Origin of the sequence: Scopulibacillus darangshiensis, assembly GCF_004341035.1 — a bacterium.
GTDB classification, from domain to species: Bacteria; Bacillota; Bacilli; order Bacillales; family Sporolactobacillaceae; genus Scopulibacillus; species Scopulibacillus darangshiensis.
In genome coordinates, this window is sequence record NZ_SLXK01000007.1 from 101,255 (window position 1) to 120,054 (window position 18,800).

Genomic DNA, 18,800 nt, shown 5'->3' on the forward strand with positions numbered 1-18,800 from the left:
GCGTTCGCATGAGAAAGCTTAAGATTTTACTTTACGGTGAAATTGATCTGAATATAATGGATGGTTCGACGATTTGGCTTTCATCAATGGCCCATGTATTAAATAAAGATGAAAATATTGAGGTTAATGTACTGCTTAAAGCGAGAATCAGAAATAAAGACTTTACTGAAGAGCTGGCAGCATTATCACAAATAAATATCATTGATCCATATAAAGCAACACATTCGCAAACTTTTCAAAATCCCTATCGAATGAATTGCGGGGAAGCGGCAAGAGTTATAGAAGAATTGGATGAGGAACATCACTATCATTGTATTATTATTCGCGGATTTGACATTGCTGAAGAAATGGCGAAGACAGTTCTGATATCGAAAACGATACCTTATATTACAAATTTCACTCATGATAAGGGAAAAATAAATGAGAATGAAAGGAACAAATTAAAAGAAATTTACAATTTATCCTCCAATATGTTTGTTCAGACACAGGAAATGAAGGATCTGCTAAAAAGTATTCTTGGTGTCAAAGGAGATAAGTTTGCGATCTTGTCACCGATGATCCCTGACTACGAAGAACAGCCTGACTTTAGAAATCATCATAACACACTCGTTTATACAGGGAAATTTGCAAAAGACTGGTATACTGAGGAGATTCTCTCGGCTTTTACAAGATTACAAGGGAAGGATCTGGCGGCAACCTTAAATATTGTTGGAAATAAGTTTCAAGGGGCGCTCGCTGATCAAAAAGAGGAATTGGCAGATCGTATGAGAAATATGGTTGGCCTTGAATGGTTTGGTGCGGTTTCCCGCAATGAATCTTTAAGGATTATAAGCAAGTCGGATATTGGTATAAGCTGGCGGAGCAGCCGAATTGATCATCATGACAGTGTAGAATTATCGACAAAGTTATTGGAGTATGGAAGGCAAGGCACGCCGGTGCTCCTCCGCCGAACCAAGATGCATGAGGATCTTCTTGGGCAAGATTATCCCCTATTTGTTGATTCGGAAGACGATGTTGTCCGCAAAACTTCGGACATCTTAAATAATCGGAAGCTCTATCGAAAAACGGCCAAGAGGGTTTATGAAGCGTGCAGGACATTTACTTATACGGCAGCCTGCGAACGGTTAAAACCGTTATTATGGCAGTATTATGGGGATAGAATCAAGCTGCTTTTTGCCGGGCACGATTTCAAGTTCATCCAAAAAGGGGTTGAGTATTTCAGAAACCATCCCAATTTCGAAGTGAAGGTTGATCAGTGGACTGGCCACAATGAGCATGACGAGATAGCCAGTAAATCATGTTTGGATTGGGCGGACATTATCTTCTGTGAGTGGGGTTTAGGAAATGCCGTCTGGTATTCAAACCACAAGAAACCAGGGCAAAAGCTGATTGTAAGAATGCATGCTCAAGAGCGCAAGACGGTATATCCAAAACAATTCACGATGGATCACATCGATAAGGTCATCGCCGTGTCGCCTTACATTTTTGAAGAATTTCACAGAGTATGTCAAGTGCCTCGAGATAAAATGGTGATGATTTATAACATGGTCGATACAGAGGAATTTGACCATCCAAAATTAGCGGAACATGAGATCGAATTTAATTTGGGCATATGCGGCATTCTTCCAAGTCTAAAACGGTTTGACAGGGCGCTTAACATCTTTGAAAAACTATGGGAGAAGGAAAAAAGATATAAATTATTTGTCAAGAGTAAGTTGCCCCATGAGCTCGATTGGTTAATGAAAAGAGATACGGAAAAAGCGTACTATGATAACCTTTTTGAACGAATTAAATCAGCACCATGGCGTAAAAATGTTATTTTTGATCAGCATGGAAATGATGTCGATGAATGGCTGAGAAAAATAGGGTATGTCTTATCGACTAGTGATTTTGAAAGCTTTCACCTTGCTCCAATGGAAGGGATGGCTTCCGGGAGTACACCAGTTGTTTCACACTGGAGGGGCGCTGAAACCATTTATCCTAAAGAATTCATATTCGAAAATGAGGATGACATGGTTGACTTTATTTCAAATAAAAGCCACGATAACAGCTCTATTAAAGACTATCCAAAACAGTATTTTGATACTGCTTTGGTGTTAGGTAAATTGGAAAAACTAATGACTAACGTCCTTTAAAGTCTAGTGGCGGCGATTTTGCTGCCTAAGGCTTTTTTATACTTTAAGAATGTTTAAGTTCGCTAAAGCGAAAAAGCGGAATAAAGTATAAGGGCAACTAAGGTTTTCGCCATTAAAGCTTGGCGATAAGCCAAGTTTTCTTTATTATGATAAAAATCCCTCCTTTACATTATTTTAACTATTTATTCATCGTTATTTTACACAATGTTGCTACGATGAAAGTGTCGTAAGGAATAGTTAATGATCTAGGGAGGTTAGCATTGTGAAAGTATGCACCATGGGTTTAGGTTACATTGGACTTCCAACTTCAGTTGTTTTTGCAAAGCACGGTGCTGAAGTGGTAGGGGTAGATATTTTTCCGGAAATCGTTGATCAGCTTAATAATGGCAATATTCATATTGAGGAACCAGGGCTTTGTGACTTAACAAAAGAAGTCGTCGAAAAGGGTGCTTTTCGCGCCTCTTTAAGACCAGAGGCAGCGGATGTCTTTATCATTTCCGTGCCAACGCCAAATATGGAAGATGGGTACAAATCATGTGACCTGCAGCATGTATTAAGAGCCGTAAGGCAAATCACACCATATATCGGAAAAGGCAACGTTGTGATTGTCGAATCGACCATTGCCCCTCGCAGTATGGACGACTATGTCAAGCCCATGCTTGAAGAAGCGGGATTTGTCATAGGTGAGGATCTCTTTCTTGTACATTGTCCAGAACGGGTGCTTCCTGGTAAAATCTTGCACGAAATCATCTATAACAATCGTATTGTAGGCGGGGTAACCCCTGCTTGCATGAAAGCGGGAGCCAAGGTCTATGGCTTATTTGTCAAGGGAGAAATTATCCAAACAGATGCCAAAACCGCTGAGATGTCCAAGCTTATGGAGAACACTTTCAGGGATGTTAATATTGCGCTTGCTAATGAATTGGCAAAAATTTGTCATGACTTAGAGGTCAATGTGCTCGATGTCGTGGAGATGGCCAACAAACACCCGCGTGTGAATCTCCATCATCCTGGTCCAGGTGTAGGGGGCCATTGTCTTGCTGTCGATCCTTATTTCATAGCCGCAAAGGCGCCGAAGACCGCGAAAATCATCCAACTGGCACGGGAAACCAATGTGTCTATGCCGGAATATGTTGTGAGGCAAACCCACACCTTGGTCGAAGGAATCAATCATCCGAAAGTTGCCGTGTTCGGTGCCGCTTATAAAGGGAATGTCGATGACGTCCGCGAGAGTCCGGCTATGGATGTTATTCAATTATTAAAGAAAAGCGGGGTGCAAGTAGCTGTTCATGATCCGCATGTTAAGTCAGCTTTATTTGATTTTGTATCCTGTGAGGACGCAGTAAAAGATGCCCATCTGATTCTTGTGTTAACGGATCATAATGAATTTAAGGAGTTGGATTATGATTCTCTTGCGCAATTAATGAGAACGCCGCTTTTATTTGATACACGCCACTGCATCCCTGCAGAAAACAGTCATTCAATGAAGCTTTATCATTTTGGCAATCTGCATAAGCGTAAGGAGAAAAGTGTGGCATACGTATGAAATCTTTCTTAATGATTTTTAGAGAACATTATCAAAATATCTATATGATTAACAGACTGTCACTCTATGAATTGAAAAATACTTATTCAGGCACTTTTCTAGGTCTGATCTGGGTTATATTAAATCCTATGATTCAAATCTTGGTTTATTGGGTAGTGTTTGGTCTGGGAATTCGGGGCGGGGCGCCGGTTGACGGCGTTCCCTATTTTGTGTGGCTGATCAGCGGTGTCGTGCCATGGTTCTTCATAAGCTCATCTATTACACAGGGGTCGAATGCCATTCATGCCCGGTTAGGGACGATATCCAAAATGAACTTTCCTTTGAGCATTGTCCCAACCTTTGTGGTCCATGCCCAATTGTATCATCATGTCATTATACTCGCGGTGATCAGCCTTATTTTTTCCTTATACATCGGTTTCCAGACAATCGATTTCCCCGAGCTGCTGTATTTTATTTTAGCCGCGACATGCTTCTTAGTCGCCTTGTCCTTTGTGACATCAACACTGTCAACTCTTTTGCGTGATATTCATTTGCTCATTCAATCGATTGTCCGTATGCTCTTTTACCTAACACCAATATTATGGACACCATCGGAACACTTGCCGATGTTTTTCAAAGTGGTCTTTCACTTAAATCCATTCTATTACGTTGTGGAAGGCTATCGTGCGGCACTACTCAAGACAAATGCAGAAGCCTTTTTCTCGTTTCAAACGCTTTACTTTTGGAACTTTACCATTGTGCTAATGCTGATCGGCGCTGCATTTCATATCAAGTTCCGCAAACAATTTGTTGATCATTTATAAGGGTGATGTGTCATGAGTTCTAAAGTAAGCTTTAAAGCTGTCACAAAGACATTTAAGATGTATAACCGATCGGTAGACAGGGTTAAAGATATGGTTAGATTTAGGGAGAAAGGGAATGAGCATTATGCGCTTCGCAATGTTTCCTTTGATGTCGATGAAGGGGAGATTGTCGGGGTAATTGGATTAAATGGCGCGGGCAAAAGCACGTTGTCAAATTTAATATCAGGCATTACGATGCCGAGTTCAGGAGAAGCCAAAGTAAATGGCCATGCCGCGCTGATTGCTATATCATCGGGATTAAATATGAAGCTTACGGGGTTAGAGAATATCGAATTGAAAGGACTTATGCTTGGTTTAAATAAGAAGAAGATCAAGGAAATCACTCCTAAAGTGATTGAATTTGCTGATATTGGCAAGTTTATCGGGCAGCCGGTCAAAACCTATTCAAGCGGTATGAAGGCGAGACTGGGTTTTGCAATTTCGGTTCATATTGATCCGGATATCCTTGTTATTGATGAGGCGCTTTCCGTTGGGGACCAGACTTTTACAGATAAGTGCATTGCCAAAATGGCAGAGTTCAAGGAAAAAGGCAAAACGATTTTCTTTATAAGCCACTCTATCTCGCAGGTCAGGGATTTTTGCAATAAAGTGCTGTGGCTGCATTATGGGCAGGTTAAAGAATATGGATCGAGTGACGAAGTGATCAATCATTATCTCACCTTTTTAAAAGAATATAATAGTCAGTCTGCGGATAAAAAAAGGGCGATACGGGAAAAGGAATCTAAGTTGCGTGATGCTGACGATTTTGGTCAACGGCAATACAAAGCATTAAATGTCCAAAAAATGTTATTTGCAAAAAAAGGCTTGGGGTTTGGCCTATTATGTTGTACCCTAGTTATAAGCGGATTTTTAAGCATTGCCCAGCCGACACTTTCGTTTAACCAAATGAAAAGCTTTTTTGCAGAAAAGGTACTGATGTTAGAACATCATACAGATAAAGAAGAATAAGAATCGGAAATACTTTTAAAAAGGATAGGATAGCATTGCAATCAAGATATGAGAGAAAGCATCAAAGACGTAAGTCTAAACCGAAAAGGCTCGTTAAGATCCTTGGCCTTCTTGTGCTTCTGCTATTATTTGGCGGGGGCGCCTATGCTTACAGCACATATGATGCGATCAAACAAACTGCAGGAAAAATGCATGTTAATATAGACACTGGCTCAGGAAATAAGACATTCTCAGAAGGCAAACCAATTAATCTTCTATTATTAGGGGTAGATGAGCGTCCAAATGATAAAGGCCGTTCAGATGCCATGATCGTTGCTACGTTGAATCCCAAAACAAATTCATTGCTTATGACAAGCATTCCAAGGGACACGCGGACTGTGATTGCCGGACGGGGGACAACGAGCAAGATCAATTCAGCTTATGCTTATGGCGGTACGGAAATGGCAATGAAGACAGTGGAGAACTTCATGGATATAAAGATCGATGATGTGATCAAAGTGAACATGGAGGGACTCGTTGATCTTGTCAATGCCGTCGGCGGTGTCACTGTGCATAATGATTTAAGCTGGATTGATGAGGGGTACTACAAGAAAGGTTACCACTACCGTAAAGGTGACATTCATTTGAACGGCGAACAGGCGATTGGTTATGTCCGAATGCGCCATAAAGATCCAAGGGGAGACTTTGGACGCAACCAAAGACAGCGCCAGGTTATCCAGGCTGTTGTTAAAAAAGGGGCAAGCATCCGCTCAGTGGGGAATTTAAAAGAAATACTAGACGCAATTGGCAGCAATGTTAAAACCAGCTTGACCTTTGACGATATGAAAGACATTGCTCAAAATTACCGGGATTGCCGCCAGAATATATACAGTTACGAGGTGCATGGCGTACCTCAGATGATTGACGGAGGATCATATGTGATCGTCTCCGATCAAGAAAAGGCGAAAGTCCATAATATGATACAGGATGAACAAGATGGACAACTGGATATGTCTAAGTACAAGACAGAGAATTAAATGTTAGCTATTTGGCCGGCCTAAAATTCCCAAAAGGGGATTTACTTAGGTCGGTCTTTTTGTTTAGCATTTCTACATATTTTGATTTTCTTGCGTGTAAAGGATATTTCACTTATAAGGGCAAATCATAATCAGTAGTTTCCTATTGAACCCAGAAGGACTTGATTTCTTTGTTTGCATAAAAAATAACTTTCTTCACTTAGATAGAATGAATCAAGTCTAGTATTTTAATGTGAAATTTAGTAACTTTTTGTCAAACAATTTATTGATTTCTGAAATATTCCATGTTAATATTTAGTAAGGAATTTAATATTTCCATAAATGGTGATTATATGATCAATTTTTTTTTTAATATTACACATGATTTAATTGTTCTAATATTCATTGGTTCAGCATTCCATAAAATTACTAATTGGAAAAGGTTCCTTTTGGTAATTAAATCCTATGAATTAAAATGGTTTAATAGGGAAAAAGCGATATTTAACACTGCTTTTATAACTTGTATTAGTGAGATATACATATTTGTTGGATTGTCATTTACAGATTGGAACATTCCTTATTATGTGGCAGTTTTTTTATTAACCTGTTATACATATGCGATTTCTATCAATCTAATTAATAAAAGAAGGATTGAATGTGGTTGCGGGGGTTTTCTAAATAATAGTAGAATTTCACCAATGATGTTTTTAAGAAATTTGTTACTACTTGCCTTAGTGATAACACTTTTATTTACAAAAAGAGCCGTAATTTTAACTGGTATATTTAGTCTTAATCAACTCTTTAGTTTATTTATAGCAACTTTATTAATGTTATGCTCGAAGAACCTATTCCTTATTAAAACAAATTTTAAAGTAAATAAGGAATATTTGTAGGGAGAATGTGGAATGCAAATTCTTAATTTAGTAATTATTTATTTGCTACTAATTATAATAATGCTTACTCTTGGATATATTTTAAAAACTTTAACCAAGATAACATTCCAAATACATCATTTAAAACAAGTAAAGGTAGGTGATAATGCACCTGATATAAAGATAAACGGAGACAACTTGTTGGAAATAGGTAATAATAAAAGTTTGATTTTATTATTTATAAATCCAGGTTGTGATAATTGTAATCAATTGCTTAATTTTATAAGAAATAAAGAACCTGATTTTAGTTGCGAAATTATAATATTTTATGAAGATAATAAAAGTTTCCTAAAGGAAGATCAAATGTTCAGAGTAGTTAAACAAAAGGAAGCATTTAAACTATATGGTATTGATATTGTACCTACCGCAATTCTTATTGAAAATGGAAAAGTAAAGAAAAGAGAACTTATTTATGAATTACATAATTTCCAAGATTTATTAGATTCTTTTTGGAACAGGGAAAGGAGTATGGTGAATGCTAAATAAGAATTTATTAATCAGTATAAAAAAGAACATTTATACAACTGAAGGTGATGACAAGACTATAATACTGAATTTAAAAACTGGTCACTATTTCGGAATTAATAATGTAGGATCCTTCTTTTGGAAACAGTTTAAAAAAAGGAAAACCGTTGAAGAAATTATTTCTAAAACAAAAAAAGAATATGAAATAGACGATGAAAATTTAATCATGGAGGATTTAGAAAGGTTTTTAAATGATATGCTTTTAAAAGGGTTAGTTAAACTAAAATGACTAAGTTCAAAATTTATATTTATATATTTTTAGTTGACTTTTTCTTGCGGCTTATAGGTATGAATTTTGTATGTAACAGATTAAAAAAAGTTAAAAGCAGAATTAAATTTAAAGATAGTATTTGCGATATTAAACCAATCTATGAAATGTGCGACGTTGTAAACACAGCATGTGATAAGCACCCACTTAAAGAAAAGGCTAAATGTTTACATCAGTCTATCATTAGCTTTTATATACTAGTAAAAAGAGGAGTCCCGGTAAATTTGTGTATTGGTGTATCTACGGATATTTTTCTAGCACACGCATGGGTTGAACTTTCTGGTAAAGTAATAAATGATAAAGATTCTGTGAAAAATAATTATAAATTAATCTATAAGGTATAGTAAGGTGGAATGATGAGTAAAATTGCTGGAATATATGGCCTACCTACTGAAAGAGCAACAAATTTATTAAGGAAAATGTTGGACCAAAATAATGAGTTATATGAATTTAATTTTACGGAAAAATCCATAGCAATGGGAATGAACTGCTGTAAAAAAGTTGAAAGGCAATTTTGTGTTAATGGGAAGTTATTACTTTTAATGTTTGAAGGTTTTATAGCAAATAGGGGAGAATTGATTAAAAGTTTCAATTTAAATAACCAATCGGTAACTGATGAAGAACTTATTGTTATAGCCTATTTAAGACACAACGAATCATTTATCAAATATATATTTGGTAATTTTTCGATAACGTTATACGACCATCATAGTAATATTATCATTCTTGCTAGGGACAGAGTCGGTATGAGAAGTTTATTTTATAGATATAAGGACGGCGTTCTGACATGGGCTTCAAACATTAATCAAATATTAAAAGTAAATAATGATTCTAAGATCAATAACAACTTTCTTAAAGAATTTCTGGTTTCACTACCCGAGGCAAATCATGAAACAGCTTACAATGATATCTATCGGGTTGAAGCTGGCCAGATCGTTATTTTAAAAAACAGCACGCTTTCAAAAAGATTTTATTATACTTTTGATTTTAAAATTATCGAGTACAGTAAAGAATCGGAATATATTGAACACTTTTTAGAATTATTAAGCAGATCAGTTAACGCATCTATTTCTTCGGATGAAAAAATTGGCTTTTCATTAAGTGGAGGATTAGACTCCTCATCCATATATACTATTGCTGAGGATTTGTTAAACAAGGGTAAGGTTGCAAAAAAGAATTTTGTACCAGCTTTTCTTCATCTAAATGATAGGTATGGAAACGAAAAAAATTATATAGAAATGATACAGGAGAAGTATGGGAGAAAGATAATAGTAATCCAAGCGGATGATAATTGGTTTTTTAAGGACAGTATAGAGTTTACTAAAAATCTAGATGAACCCTATCCATTATTTAACGTCTCTTTTGCTTCGGCCATACCTCAATATTTGAAAGAAAAAAATATAAATGTAGTTTTATCGGGAGCAAAAGGTGATGAGCTTTTTTTTGGGAACTTAAATTACCTTTCTAGGTTATTTTTAAAAGGGAGATTTATTAACTATAGTAAGGATTTAAAGGAATGGAATAGAAAAGAAAATGTTCCGTTTTTTAAATTGATATATAAACATAGTTTAAAGCCAATTGTTTCGAATTCTTACAAAAAGTCAAGACAACCAAATTGGATTAAGTTGGATAGTAACAGAAAACTGTTAGATATTGAGAATATGAAATTTAATTATGAAGATATTATAAATTATTATACCTTTATTATAAAAAGGGCAGGGCATGAATGGTCTAATCAATATTTATATTTTAAAAATAATATAGACTATCGAGCACCATTTTCAGACATAAAGTTAATGGAGTATATGGCAGGCTTACCAATAAATTTAAAAATTAGATCTGGATATAGAAAATATCTATTACAGCAATCTATGAAAAATATCTTACCTGAGGAACTAAGAAAAAGAGTTGATAAAGGTGCTCATACCAATTTATTTGTGAAAGGCTTTAAAAATGAATGGATTAATATACAACCTTATATAAAGTTTGAAGTTTTAGGGGACTTAGGATGGATTGAACCCCGATTACTAAAGATCCAGCTTGACAAATACTACTTAGGCTCTTTTGATAATTTTATTGAATTTCCTTCTATAATGAGGGCTTTAGCTTTAGAAATATGGCTAAAGGGCAAGTTAATTTAGCTAAAAACATTGGCTGATGATAAAACAATAAAAAGGTGGATGATTATTCATGAAAAAAGTATATGTTAGTCCAACAATTGTTGATCTAGGTAAAGCAGTAGATAAAACTCAAGCAAAGTGCCTTGGTGGGTATCCCGAGTGCGGATCAGGAGACTGCAGTTACTATAAAGAACGCTGCTATTAATACCCTATCCTGACATTGATTTAAAAACCTAAAAAACATCAGCCAATGTTTTTATAAAAGGGTGAAAGGACAGTATGAAATTAGCATTTTCTGTAGCTTGTAAATTCAAAGGCATCTTGTTGTTAGAAATTTTAGTTTTAATCATAATTGCGATGTTAGAAGCTCTGTTTCCTTATTTAAATAAGTTATTAATAGATGATGTTTTTGGGGAAAAGGAATTCGATCTACTTATTAAATTGTTTTTTGTTATTATCTTTTCTGCAATCTTGTTGTCTTTACTAAATATCTTATTAAGTTATTGTGTTTCATTCATATCAGGTAAAATTGAGATTTACATAAAATGTAATTTGTTTAACCGAATTAGGAAGCTCCCTTTCTCTTTTTATGATAACAATTCTGAGGGGGCAATCCTTTCAATCTTTCAAAATGATGTTTTTTTATTTGTTTCGATATTTAGAGAGATATATCCAAGTATTATTCATATTACACTAAGAATTATAGTTTCTGTGTCAATAATGACATTTATTAGCTGGAAGCTTTTCCTAATGGGCCTCTTTTTTTTTCCTTTATCCTATCTTCTTATGATTATATTCTCAAAGAAGGTAAAAAAACAATCTAATACCAATCAAGAAAATATTGCAATTGTCAATGAAAGGCTTAGAGAAGCCATTTTTTTAACCCCCGAAATATTTGCCTTCTCTCAGGAAGAATGGGACAAGACAAGACTTAAAAAGGTTTTTAAAATACCATTTATGAGTCAAATTAAGTTGTCCATGTATTCGTCCTTAAATTCAAATATTATAATATTTTTATATTGGTTTACTTTTGGAGTTTTATTTCTTTACGGCGGTCTTCTTGTAGAAAGAAATGCCCTTACTCTAGGTCTATTAATTGCATCCATAAACTATATGATGAATTTGTTTTCACCCATAAGTCATATCACTGTTATCGCTAATCAATTACAAGCGGCTCTAGGTGGTTCCGAAAAAATATTTAATTTATTGTACGGTAATAACCATTCGGAGGAAGTAAAAAAGAAACAATTATCTTCAATTGATACAATTAAATTTGTCAATGTGTCCTTAGAAAAGACAAAGGATAAAAAAATAATTTTAAATAAAGTTAATATGAATTTTAATAAAGGTAAGATTTATGCTATTACTGGAGAAAGCGGAGCGGGCAAGACAACATTAGTAAAATTGCTTTTAAACTTTATTGAACCAAGTAAAGGTAGTATATTAATTAACGACCATGAGAACATAAATTTCCGGGAGAAAATATCCCTAGTGTTTCAACATACTAATTTATTATCTGATTCAATTGATAGCAATTTAAGGTTTGGAAATTATCATATTGATCAAAATAGGATCAACAATGCAGCGCAAAAAGCATATATACATAAACTTATCCTATCACTTCCTATGAAATATAATACACATATTGGCAACAATGGACAAATGTTATCAGGAGGGCAAAGGCAAAGGCTTTCTATAGCCCGAGCGTTACTAAAGGAACATGATGTATTAATTCTTGATGAAGGAACATCCTCCTTGGATCATGTTTCAGAAAAAAATGTCTTGAACAATATTTTAAATGAGGATTATAAAAAAGACAAAATAATTATTTTAATTACGCATAATATAAATAATATGAAAATGGCTGATTATATTTACGTTTTAAAAGAAGGAAAAGTAGTTGAAGAAGGACCCTTTGATTCCATAAAATATTGTAATTCTGAACTGGTAACAAGCAATTAAGCAAAGTTTAAAGGTGATGGTAAATATGAGGTTTATGCGGCAATTTATATTTACTTTTATAGCTATTTTATGTATTGGTGCCTCTCCCAGTTTATTTAAAGGTATAAACATTCATCCAATAAAATTTTTAATTGAAATTTGGCACAACCTTAATCTGCTACTGCATCCTAATCAATTAACATATGGAAAAGAAACAGTACGGCCTTTAATACCTGATGTTTTTGATCCTTTTTTTTACTCAATGGTAATTTTATTGGGTGGGGTTATCTTATCTTTACTTTTTTCAATCGTTTTAGCATTCATTACTTTTTCTCTAGGTAAAAAGTGGGCAGATGGCGCGGTTTATATATCCTCTTATATTGAAGCCATACCTGATATTTTCGTTATTGCTATACTTCAACTGGGAATTGTTTGGGTTTATAAAATGTTTGGGAACGTACAAGTTAGTTTTGTATCTCTCGGCACAGATAGAATCTATATAATACCAATTATTATTTTAAGTATTTTACCTTCATTCTATTTATTCAGATTAGAGATAAGAGCCTTTATTGAGGAAAATGAAAAACAATATACAGAATTTGCATTGGGAAAAGGCTTATCAAAGTTTCAAATAATTTTCAGACACATTTTCCGTAATACGGTAGGTTCGCTCTATTTTAATTCTAAACATATGATTTGGCTTATGTTATCAAATCTATTCATGGTTGAGTATTTTTTTAATATGTATGGCATTATGATGTTTATCTACCAGTATCACTCACCAATTGTGTTAACTGTCTGTTTGCTTCTAATTTTCCTTTTGTTCTATGGAATACTATTATTAACAGAAGCTTTATTAAAGCCTTGGTTGAGAATGAGTGGTGACATATAACATGGCACTTTTTAAAAATAAACACTTTTTAATTGGATTTAGCTTTATTATTATTCTTTTAACCTCAAGTTTTGTAAATCAAATTATATTTGGCGATAATATTATAACTGAGAAATTGCAATATAAAGGGGGCGAATTAGTAGGAACACCACCTTTTCCACCTTCGTGGCACCATCCTTTTGGAACGGATACTGCTAGTCAGGATTTATTACAGATGGTTATATACGGAGCTAAATTTACCATAATAACAGCCTTGGTTGTCACCATATGTCGTATGGTAATTTCCATTATAATTGGAGTTTTCACCGCCTTATATTTTCCAAGGATCAAAAAGTGGCTAACGGAATTTGGGGAAGCCTTTCACTTTTTCCCGGGCACATTATTAACCTTTTTTCTTGTTGTTTCAGTGTTGACTATGGCTTACGGGGGCTTTAAATACCCCTTTATGCAGAGATGGGGCTTTGAGGTTTTTATAATGACTATTATAGCCTTACCAACACTAACTATGGTCATAAGTGAAGAAACTGATAGATTAAAAAGCCAACAATTTATAGATGCCTCAAGACTTCTTGGAGCAGGAAATCTCCATATTGCCAAATGGCATATTTCTCCCTTTATAAGGCATAATTTGCTAATATTAGCTGCCGAACAGTTTATGAATTCACTATTAATTCTTGCCCATTTGGGTGTTTTGAAAGTTTTCCTAGGCGGAACATGGATAGATTATAGCCCTATTAAACAACCGCCGCGGACTGTTTCTATGGAATGGTCGGGGTTAATCGGTTCAAAATTAGATAATCTACTTATATATCCCTGGATTACTTTGACTCCGATTATCTTTTTTACCCTAACTATTTTAGCTGTTCATAGTATGATTATTGGCATAAATCAGCAAGATAATAAACATTTGAATTTATGAAACGGCCCACAATAGGGCCGTTTTTTTAACACCATTTATTATTGCTGAAACCGTGAGATAATAGCCTCTACAATACGTTTTGCCGCCTGGCCGTCGCCATATGGATTGCTCGCTTTAGACATCGCATTGTAAACCTGTTTGTCGGTCAAAAGCTCCTTTGTCAGGTTATAAATATTGGCTTCCGTAGTACCGGCCAATTTCAGTGTTCCGGCATCAATGCCCTCGGGCCGTTCCGTTGTATCACGAAGAACGAGGACCGGGACGCCGAGTGATGGAGCTTCTTCCTGAACACCGCCGGAATCGGTCAGGATGATGTGTGCCCTAGATGCGAAATTGTGGAAATCAATCACGCCAAGAGGCTCGACCAATTTAATGCGATCGTGTTCACCAAGCTCAGTTGCCGCAGCTTCTCTTACAGTCGGATTGAGGTGGACGGGATAGACGACTTGAACATCTGGATGTTCGTCGACAATCCGCCTGATCGCACGGAACATATTGTGCATCGGATCACCGAGGTTTTCCCTGCGGTGTGCGGTGAGCAGGATTAGCCGATCATCACCTAATTGATCCAGAATATCATGTGTGTAATCCTTCTTTACTGTTGTGGCTAAGGCATCGATTGCTGTGTTCCCTGTAACAAAGATACTGTCTTTTGGTTTATTTTCTTTAAGGAGATTGTGGGCAGATCTGTCAGTTGGCGCGAAATGCATATCAGCAAGCACACCGGCTAATTGGCGGTTCATTTCTTCCGGAAAAGGTGAATATTTATTATATGTACGAAGGCCGGCTTCAACGTGGCCAACAGCAATCTGATTATAATAAGCGGCCAAGGCAGCGACAAAGGTTGTCGTTGTGTCGCCGTGCACAAGAACGATATCAGGCTTAACATCCTTCATGACGCCTTCCAATCCTTCAAGAGCCCGGGTTGTTATCCCGCTTAATGTCTGCCTGTCTTTCATTATGTTGAGATCATAATCAGGTGTGATTTGAAAAACATCCAGAACTTGATCAAGCATTTCCCGATGCTGAGCCGTAACCGTCACGATCGATTCAATCTCATTCGGATGCTTTTGCAGCTCCAGAACAACAGGAGCCATTTTTATTGCTTCCGGCCTTGTGCCGAAAATCGTCATAACTTTAATCCGTTTTGTCATGCAAACACCATTCCCTTCGGACAACTTACCTTAATCATATATAGAAAAGTTGGTGATTGGCAAGGGAGATATGTAAAATTTAGGTTAAAATAATGTAAATCATTTAGCGGAAATTGGCTGATTAAAAGAGGGGGGTGAAAGGCAAGGAAAATGAGAAAATACTTTTTCCCTTTCCTCTAGCCTGAACAGCCTAAGTTTTGGAGATGTGCGTCCTCAATGCGCTTGTCAAGATTGCAGATTCTAGTTAAGGCATCTTTATATTCGATCGTTCGATAATGATGGTTTCCACCCGGCTCTTCATCTGCTTCATCTGCTAAAGTGACGACACGCTGCAGTGAATTGAGCCTAAGCTCGCCATCAGGCAAATAAGAATCAGTATGAAGCAGGATCGCAAGGGCAATTTCCTTGGCCGCATGAGGATCTTCGCCGGACCGAATCAGCAATTTATGGGCCCGGTTTGCTCCCTTAATCGCGTGAATATCATTTTCTTTGTATAAGTCATAATCCCATTCACCGTCCCGATACCATTTATAATGTCCGATATCGTGAAGCAATCCCGCTTTCACCGCAAGATCAGGATTGACATTAAGCTTCAATGAAAAGCTGTAAGCATGTTCAGCAACCGCGATTGCATGTGCCATGCCTGATCTGCCGACATATTTCTGAGTTATAGGATGGGTAAAAAGCTTCTCTAATGTCACCTTTCTCATAACAGTAACCTCCCTTTCGAAAAAATTTATTGTTTTCGAATATAACACGGTTTGGATCTGAATGCAACTGGTAAAGGTTTAACAAATCATACCAACGCTTGGCACACCATAAAGAAAACTGGAAAAACATGCTTTATCGAATGATCTAATTGTGTTTATCATACGATAGCTTAATAAGATGAAAATCAAATATTAAAATAGGAAAGGGTGGGAATTATGGCACGGGCAACTGTTAGGGTGTTAGGTGTTATCTTTCTGATTCTTGGTATTGTAGGATTCTTTATTTCTTTTGATGATTTATTCTCTTTAACGCTAAATCATAACATCGTTCATTTGCTTACAGGTATTATTCTTCTGGCAGCAAGCGGCAGTGAGGCGAGCAGCGCCCTGGTCGCAAAGATTTTCGGCTTTATCTACTTAGTCGTCTTTATCGTTGGGTTGTTCACGCAAGATATTTTAGGCATTATGCTGCTTCCAGCAGACGATGTCCTCCACGTTATTATTGCTGCGGTTCTTTTATATGTCGGATTTAAATCGGCAAGTGTAACAACAAATCGAACCAAAAATACTCAAGCATAAAAAGTAAAACAGCCATTCCCAAGAAAGGGGATGGCTGTTTTGCACCTATTGCCTTTTTGAACGGGCACCCATATCCTTGGCAAGTGAAACAACGGCTTGGTTAATCCGCCAAACATAATAGAGGTCATAAATAAGCTTGTCATGGTTCAATACATTAAGGCTTCTCTTATCAGGGAGCCGTTCGATTCTCTCCCGTTCTTTTTCCAATTCCCATACGGATTCCTGATGGCCGCTCTTACCGCTGATTAACCGGCAAAGAACATTTAGATTATCTTCAATGCGTGATTGCACATGATGTAATGTCTGACGAAGGCTTTCGTCGGCGTCCCTTATAATCCCGCGATTTGTAGAAGCGGTAAGATGTTTGGCATAATAATTTACTGCTGTCAGCACAGTCAGCCGCCGTTCAATGCCGGAACGCCCTAAGGTGCCTGGAGTATTATGCAAAGGTCTTGCCTCGTCTCGGACCTGTTGAAGCAGGACGTCGAGATCCAACGCTTTGTCGGCAAGGTTCGTTAAAGGCTGCGCACCTGCGAATCTCCCCAAATAATCCTTCAGATAAGCCTTAAGATCGAACAGGAAGTCCTCGATAGTGTCAGCCACCTTGTCTTTCGTTCTTTTTGGAAAGACAAGCGCTGAAACGAGAAAACCAATAGCAGCACCGATCAGTGTATCAAGCACCCTGGCGAATAATAATTGTTCACTAATCCCGCCAAGCAAAATATCATACATTATTGCAAGCACCATGGTGATCCAAAAGATCATCAACGCATAAGAAATGGGAAAAAGGTAAAAAGCCATAAATACACAGAAAAACAATATACTTATTTCTAAATCTATGCGGCCCGACACTGCGTGGGCCAAGAAGAAGCCGACAACCGCGCCCAGCAAAGTTCCCGCAAAGCGTTGAAAGGCTTTTACAAAGGTTCTGCCGACTGATTCGGTTCCTAGAAGGACGACAAAGGCGGAAAGCAGTATCCAATATTGATGGGAGGGGGATAAAAGATATCCAAGGACAATGGACATTGTTCCTGCCAATATGGCCTGTAATGCCCTTTTTGTGGAAACCTCCATACCGTTTGTCTGGGTATCGTGACTTGTTTCTTCTTCTAGACTTTTAACATTATCTTTTTCTAATGTTTCTTTACGGGTAACCTTTAGCCGATGTGCGCTATCGACCACATGACTCGCGATTGATTCAATTCTCCGTATGAGGAATAACCATGCTCTTACGCTTTCATCCTTATTATTGAATTGATCCAATTTTTGCTTAAGCGCCTGAACAGCATCCTCAGCTTCCTTAAGGTGTGAGGCCTCATAATCTTCTTGCAACACATCTGCATCACGCAGCGCCTTTACAACTTGCAGCAATGTTTCCCTAACTTCAGAGTTTTCAAGGGCATGCAATACTTTCAAACGTCTGACTGCAGGCGATAGCGTTTCAATCAGCATTTGTGAGTCAAAAAGATATAAGCGAAGCTGCTGGGTTTGGATGCCCGGCCAAACTTTACCAGGATCGGTTGGCCCAAGTTGGCCAGAAGTCATCCTGGCATATTCATTTAGCTTCACCACGTTCCGCTTAAGAGTAGCTTGGCGCAGACGATTTCTCTTCAAATCCTCAATGGCTTCGATCATTATTCTAAATATAAGATTGGTCTGTATATGATAGGATGCCATGGAACGCTTAAGAATCATGTCGGAGCGCTCTTTGAAAATGATAAAGTTGAACAAAAAGGCGTAGACGACACCTACCGCGACAGCTATTAAAAACCAAGGCAGCTGTGCCGGCTTGACATGCAGAAGTGTTGAAAAATAAAGTGAAATAAAACCGATCATGCAAAGGGAAAAGTATCTGGACCCGAAACGCTGCAAATAGAAAGCCAAAAAGATAACGGTTATCAAAGCAACATCAGCAATGTGACTAAGGGAAGATAAAACTGAACCGAGCGTTATGGCTAGTCCGCTTGATAGTGTTAATAATAAAGTTGTGACTTTTTGTTCTTTGGTGGAATCATCATTTACAACCATAATGCCCATGAGACCCACGATGCCGGCCAAGATAGCAACAGTCATTTGTCCTTTTGCAAAAATGCTGACAAGCAGAAGCATCGTCAGGACAGAACTTATAACACTTAATGTAACGGTTATTGCTTTTTGCAGCCGTGTCAGCCCTGGGTCAGAAGCTAATATTCGATCTATCCAATGGCGGATAATATTTAAATTAATCATTTTGTTCTCATCCTCATCCCTTAATAATATCTGAAAGAGACTAG

16 protein-coding genes and 1 pseudogene are annotated in these 18,800 nt (G+C 36.9%); 14 read left to right on the forward strand and 3 right to left on the reverse strand.

Annotated elements, in window-relative coordinates:
• Positions 1-8 precede the first annotated feature (8 nt).
• From EV207_RS07235 to EV207_RS07295, 13 genes and pseudogenes are all read left to right on the forward strand, one after another.
• A complete protein-coding gene (locus EV207_RS07235; protein ID WP_132745153.1) occupies positions 9-2,135 on the forward strand; it encodes a glycosyltransferase in 2,127 nt (708 codons plus the stop codon).
• Positions 2,136-2,397: 262 nt separating this feature from the next.
• Positions 2,398-3,681, forward strand: coding sequence for a nucleotide sugar dehydrogenase (locus EV207_RS07240; protein ID WP_132745155.1), 1,284 nt, complete (start codon positions 2,398-2,400; stop codon positions 3,679-3,681).
• Entirely contained in the window at positions 3,678-4,484 is an 807-nt protein-coding gene (locus EV207_RS07245) for an ABC transporter permease (protein WP_132745157.1), read from the forward strand. The genes EV207_RS07240 and EV207_RS07245 overlap by 4 nt, the downstream gene beginning before the upstream one ends.
• 12 nt (positions 4,485-4,496) lie before the next feature.
• Positions 4,497-5,399 (forward strand): annotated as a pseudogene (tagH, locus tag EV207_RS07250) (teichoic acids export ABC transporter ATP-binding subunit TagH); the annotation flags it as partial.
• A gap of 128 nt (positions 5,400-5,527) precedes the next feature.
• Positions 5,528-6,508, forward strand: coding sequence for an LCP family glycopolymer transferase (locus tag EV207_RS07255; protein ID WP_132745161.1), 981 nt, complete (start codon positions 5,528-5,530; stop codon positions 6,506-6,508).
• A 332-nt stretch (positions 6,509-6,840) separates the two neighbouring features.
• The gene (locus tag EV207_RS23880) at positions 6,841-7,380 is read left to right on the forward strand and encodes a MauE/DoxX family redox-associated membrane protein (protein ID WP_165886856.1); all 540 of its coding nucleotides are present in this window, start codon (positions 6,841-6,843) and stop codon (positions 7,378-7,380) included.
• Between the two features lie 12 nt (positions 7,381-7,392).
• A complete protein-coding gene (locus tag EV207_RS07265; RefSeq protein ID WP_132745165.1) occupies positions 7,393-7,905 on the forward strand; it encodes a hypothetical protein in 513 nt (170 codons plus the stop codon).
• Positions 7,895-8,173 (forward strand): PqqD family protein, encoded by a 279-nt coding sequence (locus EV207_RS07270; RefSeq protein ID WP_132745167.1) that lies wholly within the window; start codon positions 7,895-7,897, stop codon positions 8,171-8,173. The genes EV207_RS07265 and EV207_RS07270 overlap by 11 nt, the downstream gene beginning before the upstream one ends.
• Before the next feature lie 59 nt (positions 8,174-8,232).
• Positions 8,233-8,556 carry a lasso peptide biosynthesis B2 protein gene (locus tag EV207_RS23885; protein WP_424511354.1) on the forward strand — a complete coding sequence of 108 codons (324 nt, stop codon included), beginning with the start codon at positions 8,233-8,235 and terminating at the stop codon, positions 8,554-8,556.
• Positions 8,557-8,565: 9 nt separating this feature from the next.
• A complete protein-coding gene (locus tag EV207_RS07280; RefSeq protein WP_132745171.1) occupies positions 8,566-10,353 on the forward strand; it encodes an asparagine synthase-related protein in 1,788 nt (595 codons plus the stop codon).
• 258 nt (positions 10,354-10,611) lie between these two features.
• On the forward strand, positions 10,612-12,294 hold the full coding sequence (locus tag EV207_RS07285) for an ABC transporter ATP-binding protein (RefSeq protein ID WP_132745173.1): 1,683 nt from the start codon (positions 10,612-10,614) through the stop codon (positions 12,292-12,294).
• A 25-nt stretch (positions 12,295-12,319) separates the two neighbouring features.
• A complete protein-coding gene (locus EV207_RS07290) occupies positions 12,320-13,165 on the forward strand; it encodes an ABC transporter permease subunit (protein ID WP_165886857.1) in 846 nt (281 codons plus the stop codon).
• Between the two features lies 1 nt (position 13,166).
• A complete protein-coding gene (locus tag EV207_RS07295; RefSeq protein ID WP_132745177.1) occupies positions 13,167-14,084 on the forward strand; it encodes an ABC transporter permease in 918 nt (305 codons plus the stop codon).
• 38 nt (positions 14,085-14,122) lie between these two features.
• Here EV207_RS07295 and wecB read toward each other — a convergent pair whose 3' ends face one another.
• Positions 14,123-15,238, reverse strand: coding sequence for a non-hydrolyzing UDP-N-acetylglucosamine 2-epimerase (wecB, locus tag EV207_RS07300; protein WP_132745179.1), 1,116 nt, complete (start codon positions 15,236-15,238; stop codon positions 14,123-14,125).
• A 176-nt stretch (positions 15,239-15,414) separates the two neighbouring features.
• On the reverse strand, positions 15,415-15,948 hold the full coding sequence (locus tag EV207_RS07305) for an HD domain-containing protein (RefSeq protein ID WP_132745181.1): 534 nt from the start codon (positions 15,946-15,948) through the stop codon (positions 15,415-15,417).
• A 216-nt stretch (positions 15,949-16,164) separates the two neighbouring features.
• Between EV207_RS07305 and EV207_RS07310 the strand changes: the two genes are divergently transcribed.
• Positions 16,165-16,527: a DUF4383 domain-containing protein gene (locus tag EV207_RS07310; protein WP_132745183.1), complete on the forward strand. Its 363-nt coding sequence runs from the start codon at positions 16,165-16,167 to the stop codon at positions 16,525-16,527.
• Between the two features lie 45 nt (positions 16,528-16,572).
• On the opposite strand, the gene EV207_RS07315 is transcribed toward EV207_RS07310, so the two are convergent.
• Entirely contained in the window at positions 16,573-18,756 is a 2,184-nt protein-coding gene (locus tag EV207_RS07315) for an FUSC family protein (RefSeq protein WP_165886858.1), read from the reverse strand.
• Positions 18,757-18,800 lie beyond the last annotated feature (44 nt).

Bases quoted from the DNA above. Each gene is read 5' to 3' on its own strand.
- EV207_RS07235 (WP_132745153.1), top strand. From the start codon at position 9: ATGAGAAAGCTTAAGATTTTACTTTACGGTGAAATTGATCTGAATATA.
- EV207_RS07245 (WP_132745157.1), top strand. From the start codon at position 3,678: ATGAAATCTTTCTTAATGATTTTTAGAGAACATTATCAAAATATCTAT.
- EV207_RS23880 (WP_165886856.1), top strand. From the start codon at position 6,841: ATGATCAATTTTTTTTTTAATATTACACATGATTTAATTGTTCTAATA.
- EV207_RS07265 (WP_132745165.1), top strand. From the start codon at position 7,393: ATGCAAATTCTTAATTTAGTAATTATTTATTTGCTACTAATTATAATA.
- EV207_RS07270 (WP_132745167.1), top strand. From the start codon at position 7,895: ATGCTAAATAAGAATTTATTAATCAGTATAAAAAAGAACATTTATACA.
- EV207_RS23885 (WP_424511354.1), top strand. From the start codon at position 8,233: ATGAATTTTGTATGTAACAGATTAAAAAAAGTTAAAAGCAGAATTAAA.
- EV207_RS07280 (WP_132745171.1), top strand. From the start codon at position 8,566: ATGATGAGTAAAATTGCTGGAATATATGGCCTACCTACTGAAAGAGCA.
- EV207_RS07285 (WP_132745173.1), top strand. From the start codon at position 10,612: ATGAAATTAGCATTTTCTGTAGCTTGTAAATTCAAAGGCATCTTGTTG.
- EV207_RS07290 (WP_165886857.1), top strand. From the start codon at position 12,320: ATGAGGTTTATGCGGCAATTTATATTTACTTTTATAGCTATTTTATGT.
- EV207_RS07295 (WP_132745177.1), top strand. From the start codon at position 13,167: ATGGCACTTTTTAAAAATAAACACTTTTTAATTGGATTTAGCTTTATT.
- wecB (WP_132745179.1), bottom strand. From the start codon at position 15,238: ATGACAAAACGGATTAAAGTTATGACGATTTTCGGCACAAGGCCGGAA.
- EV207_RS07305 (WP_132745181.1), bottom strand. From the start codon at position 15,948: ATGAGAAAGGTGACATTAGAGAAGCTTTTTACCCATCCTATAACTCAG.
- EV207_RS07310 (WP_132745183.1), top strand. From the start codon at position 16,165: ATGGCACGGGCAACTGTTAGGGTGTTAGGTGTTATCTTTCTGATTCTT.
- EV207_RS07315 (WP_165886858.1), bottom strand. From the start codon at position 18,756: ATGATTAATTTAAATATTATCCGCCATTGGATAGATCGAATATTAGCT.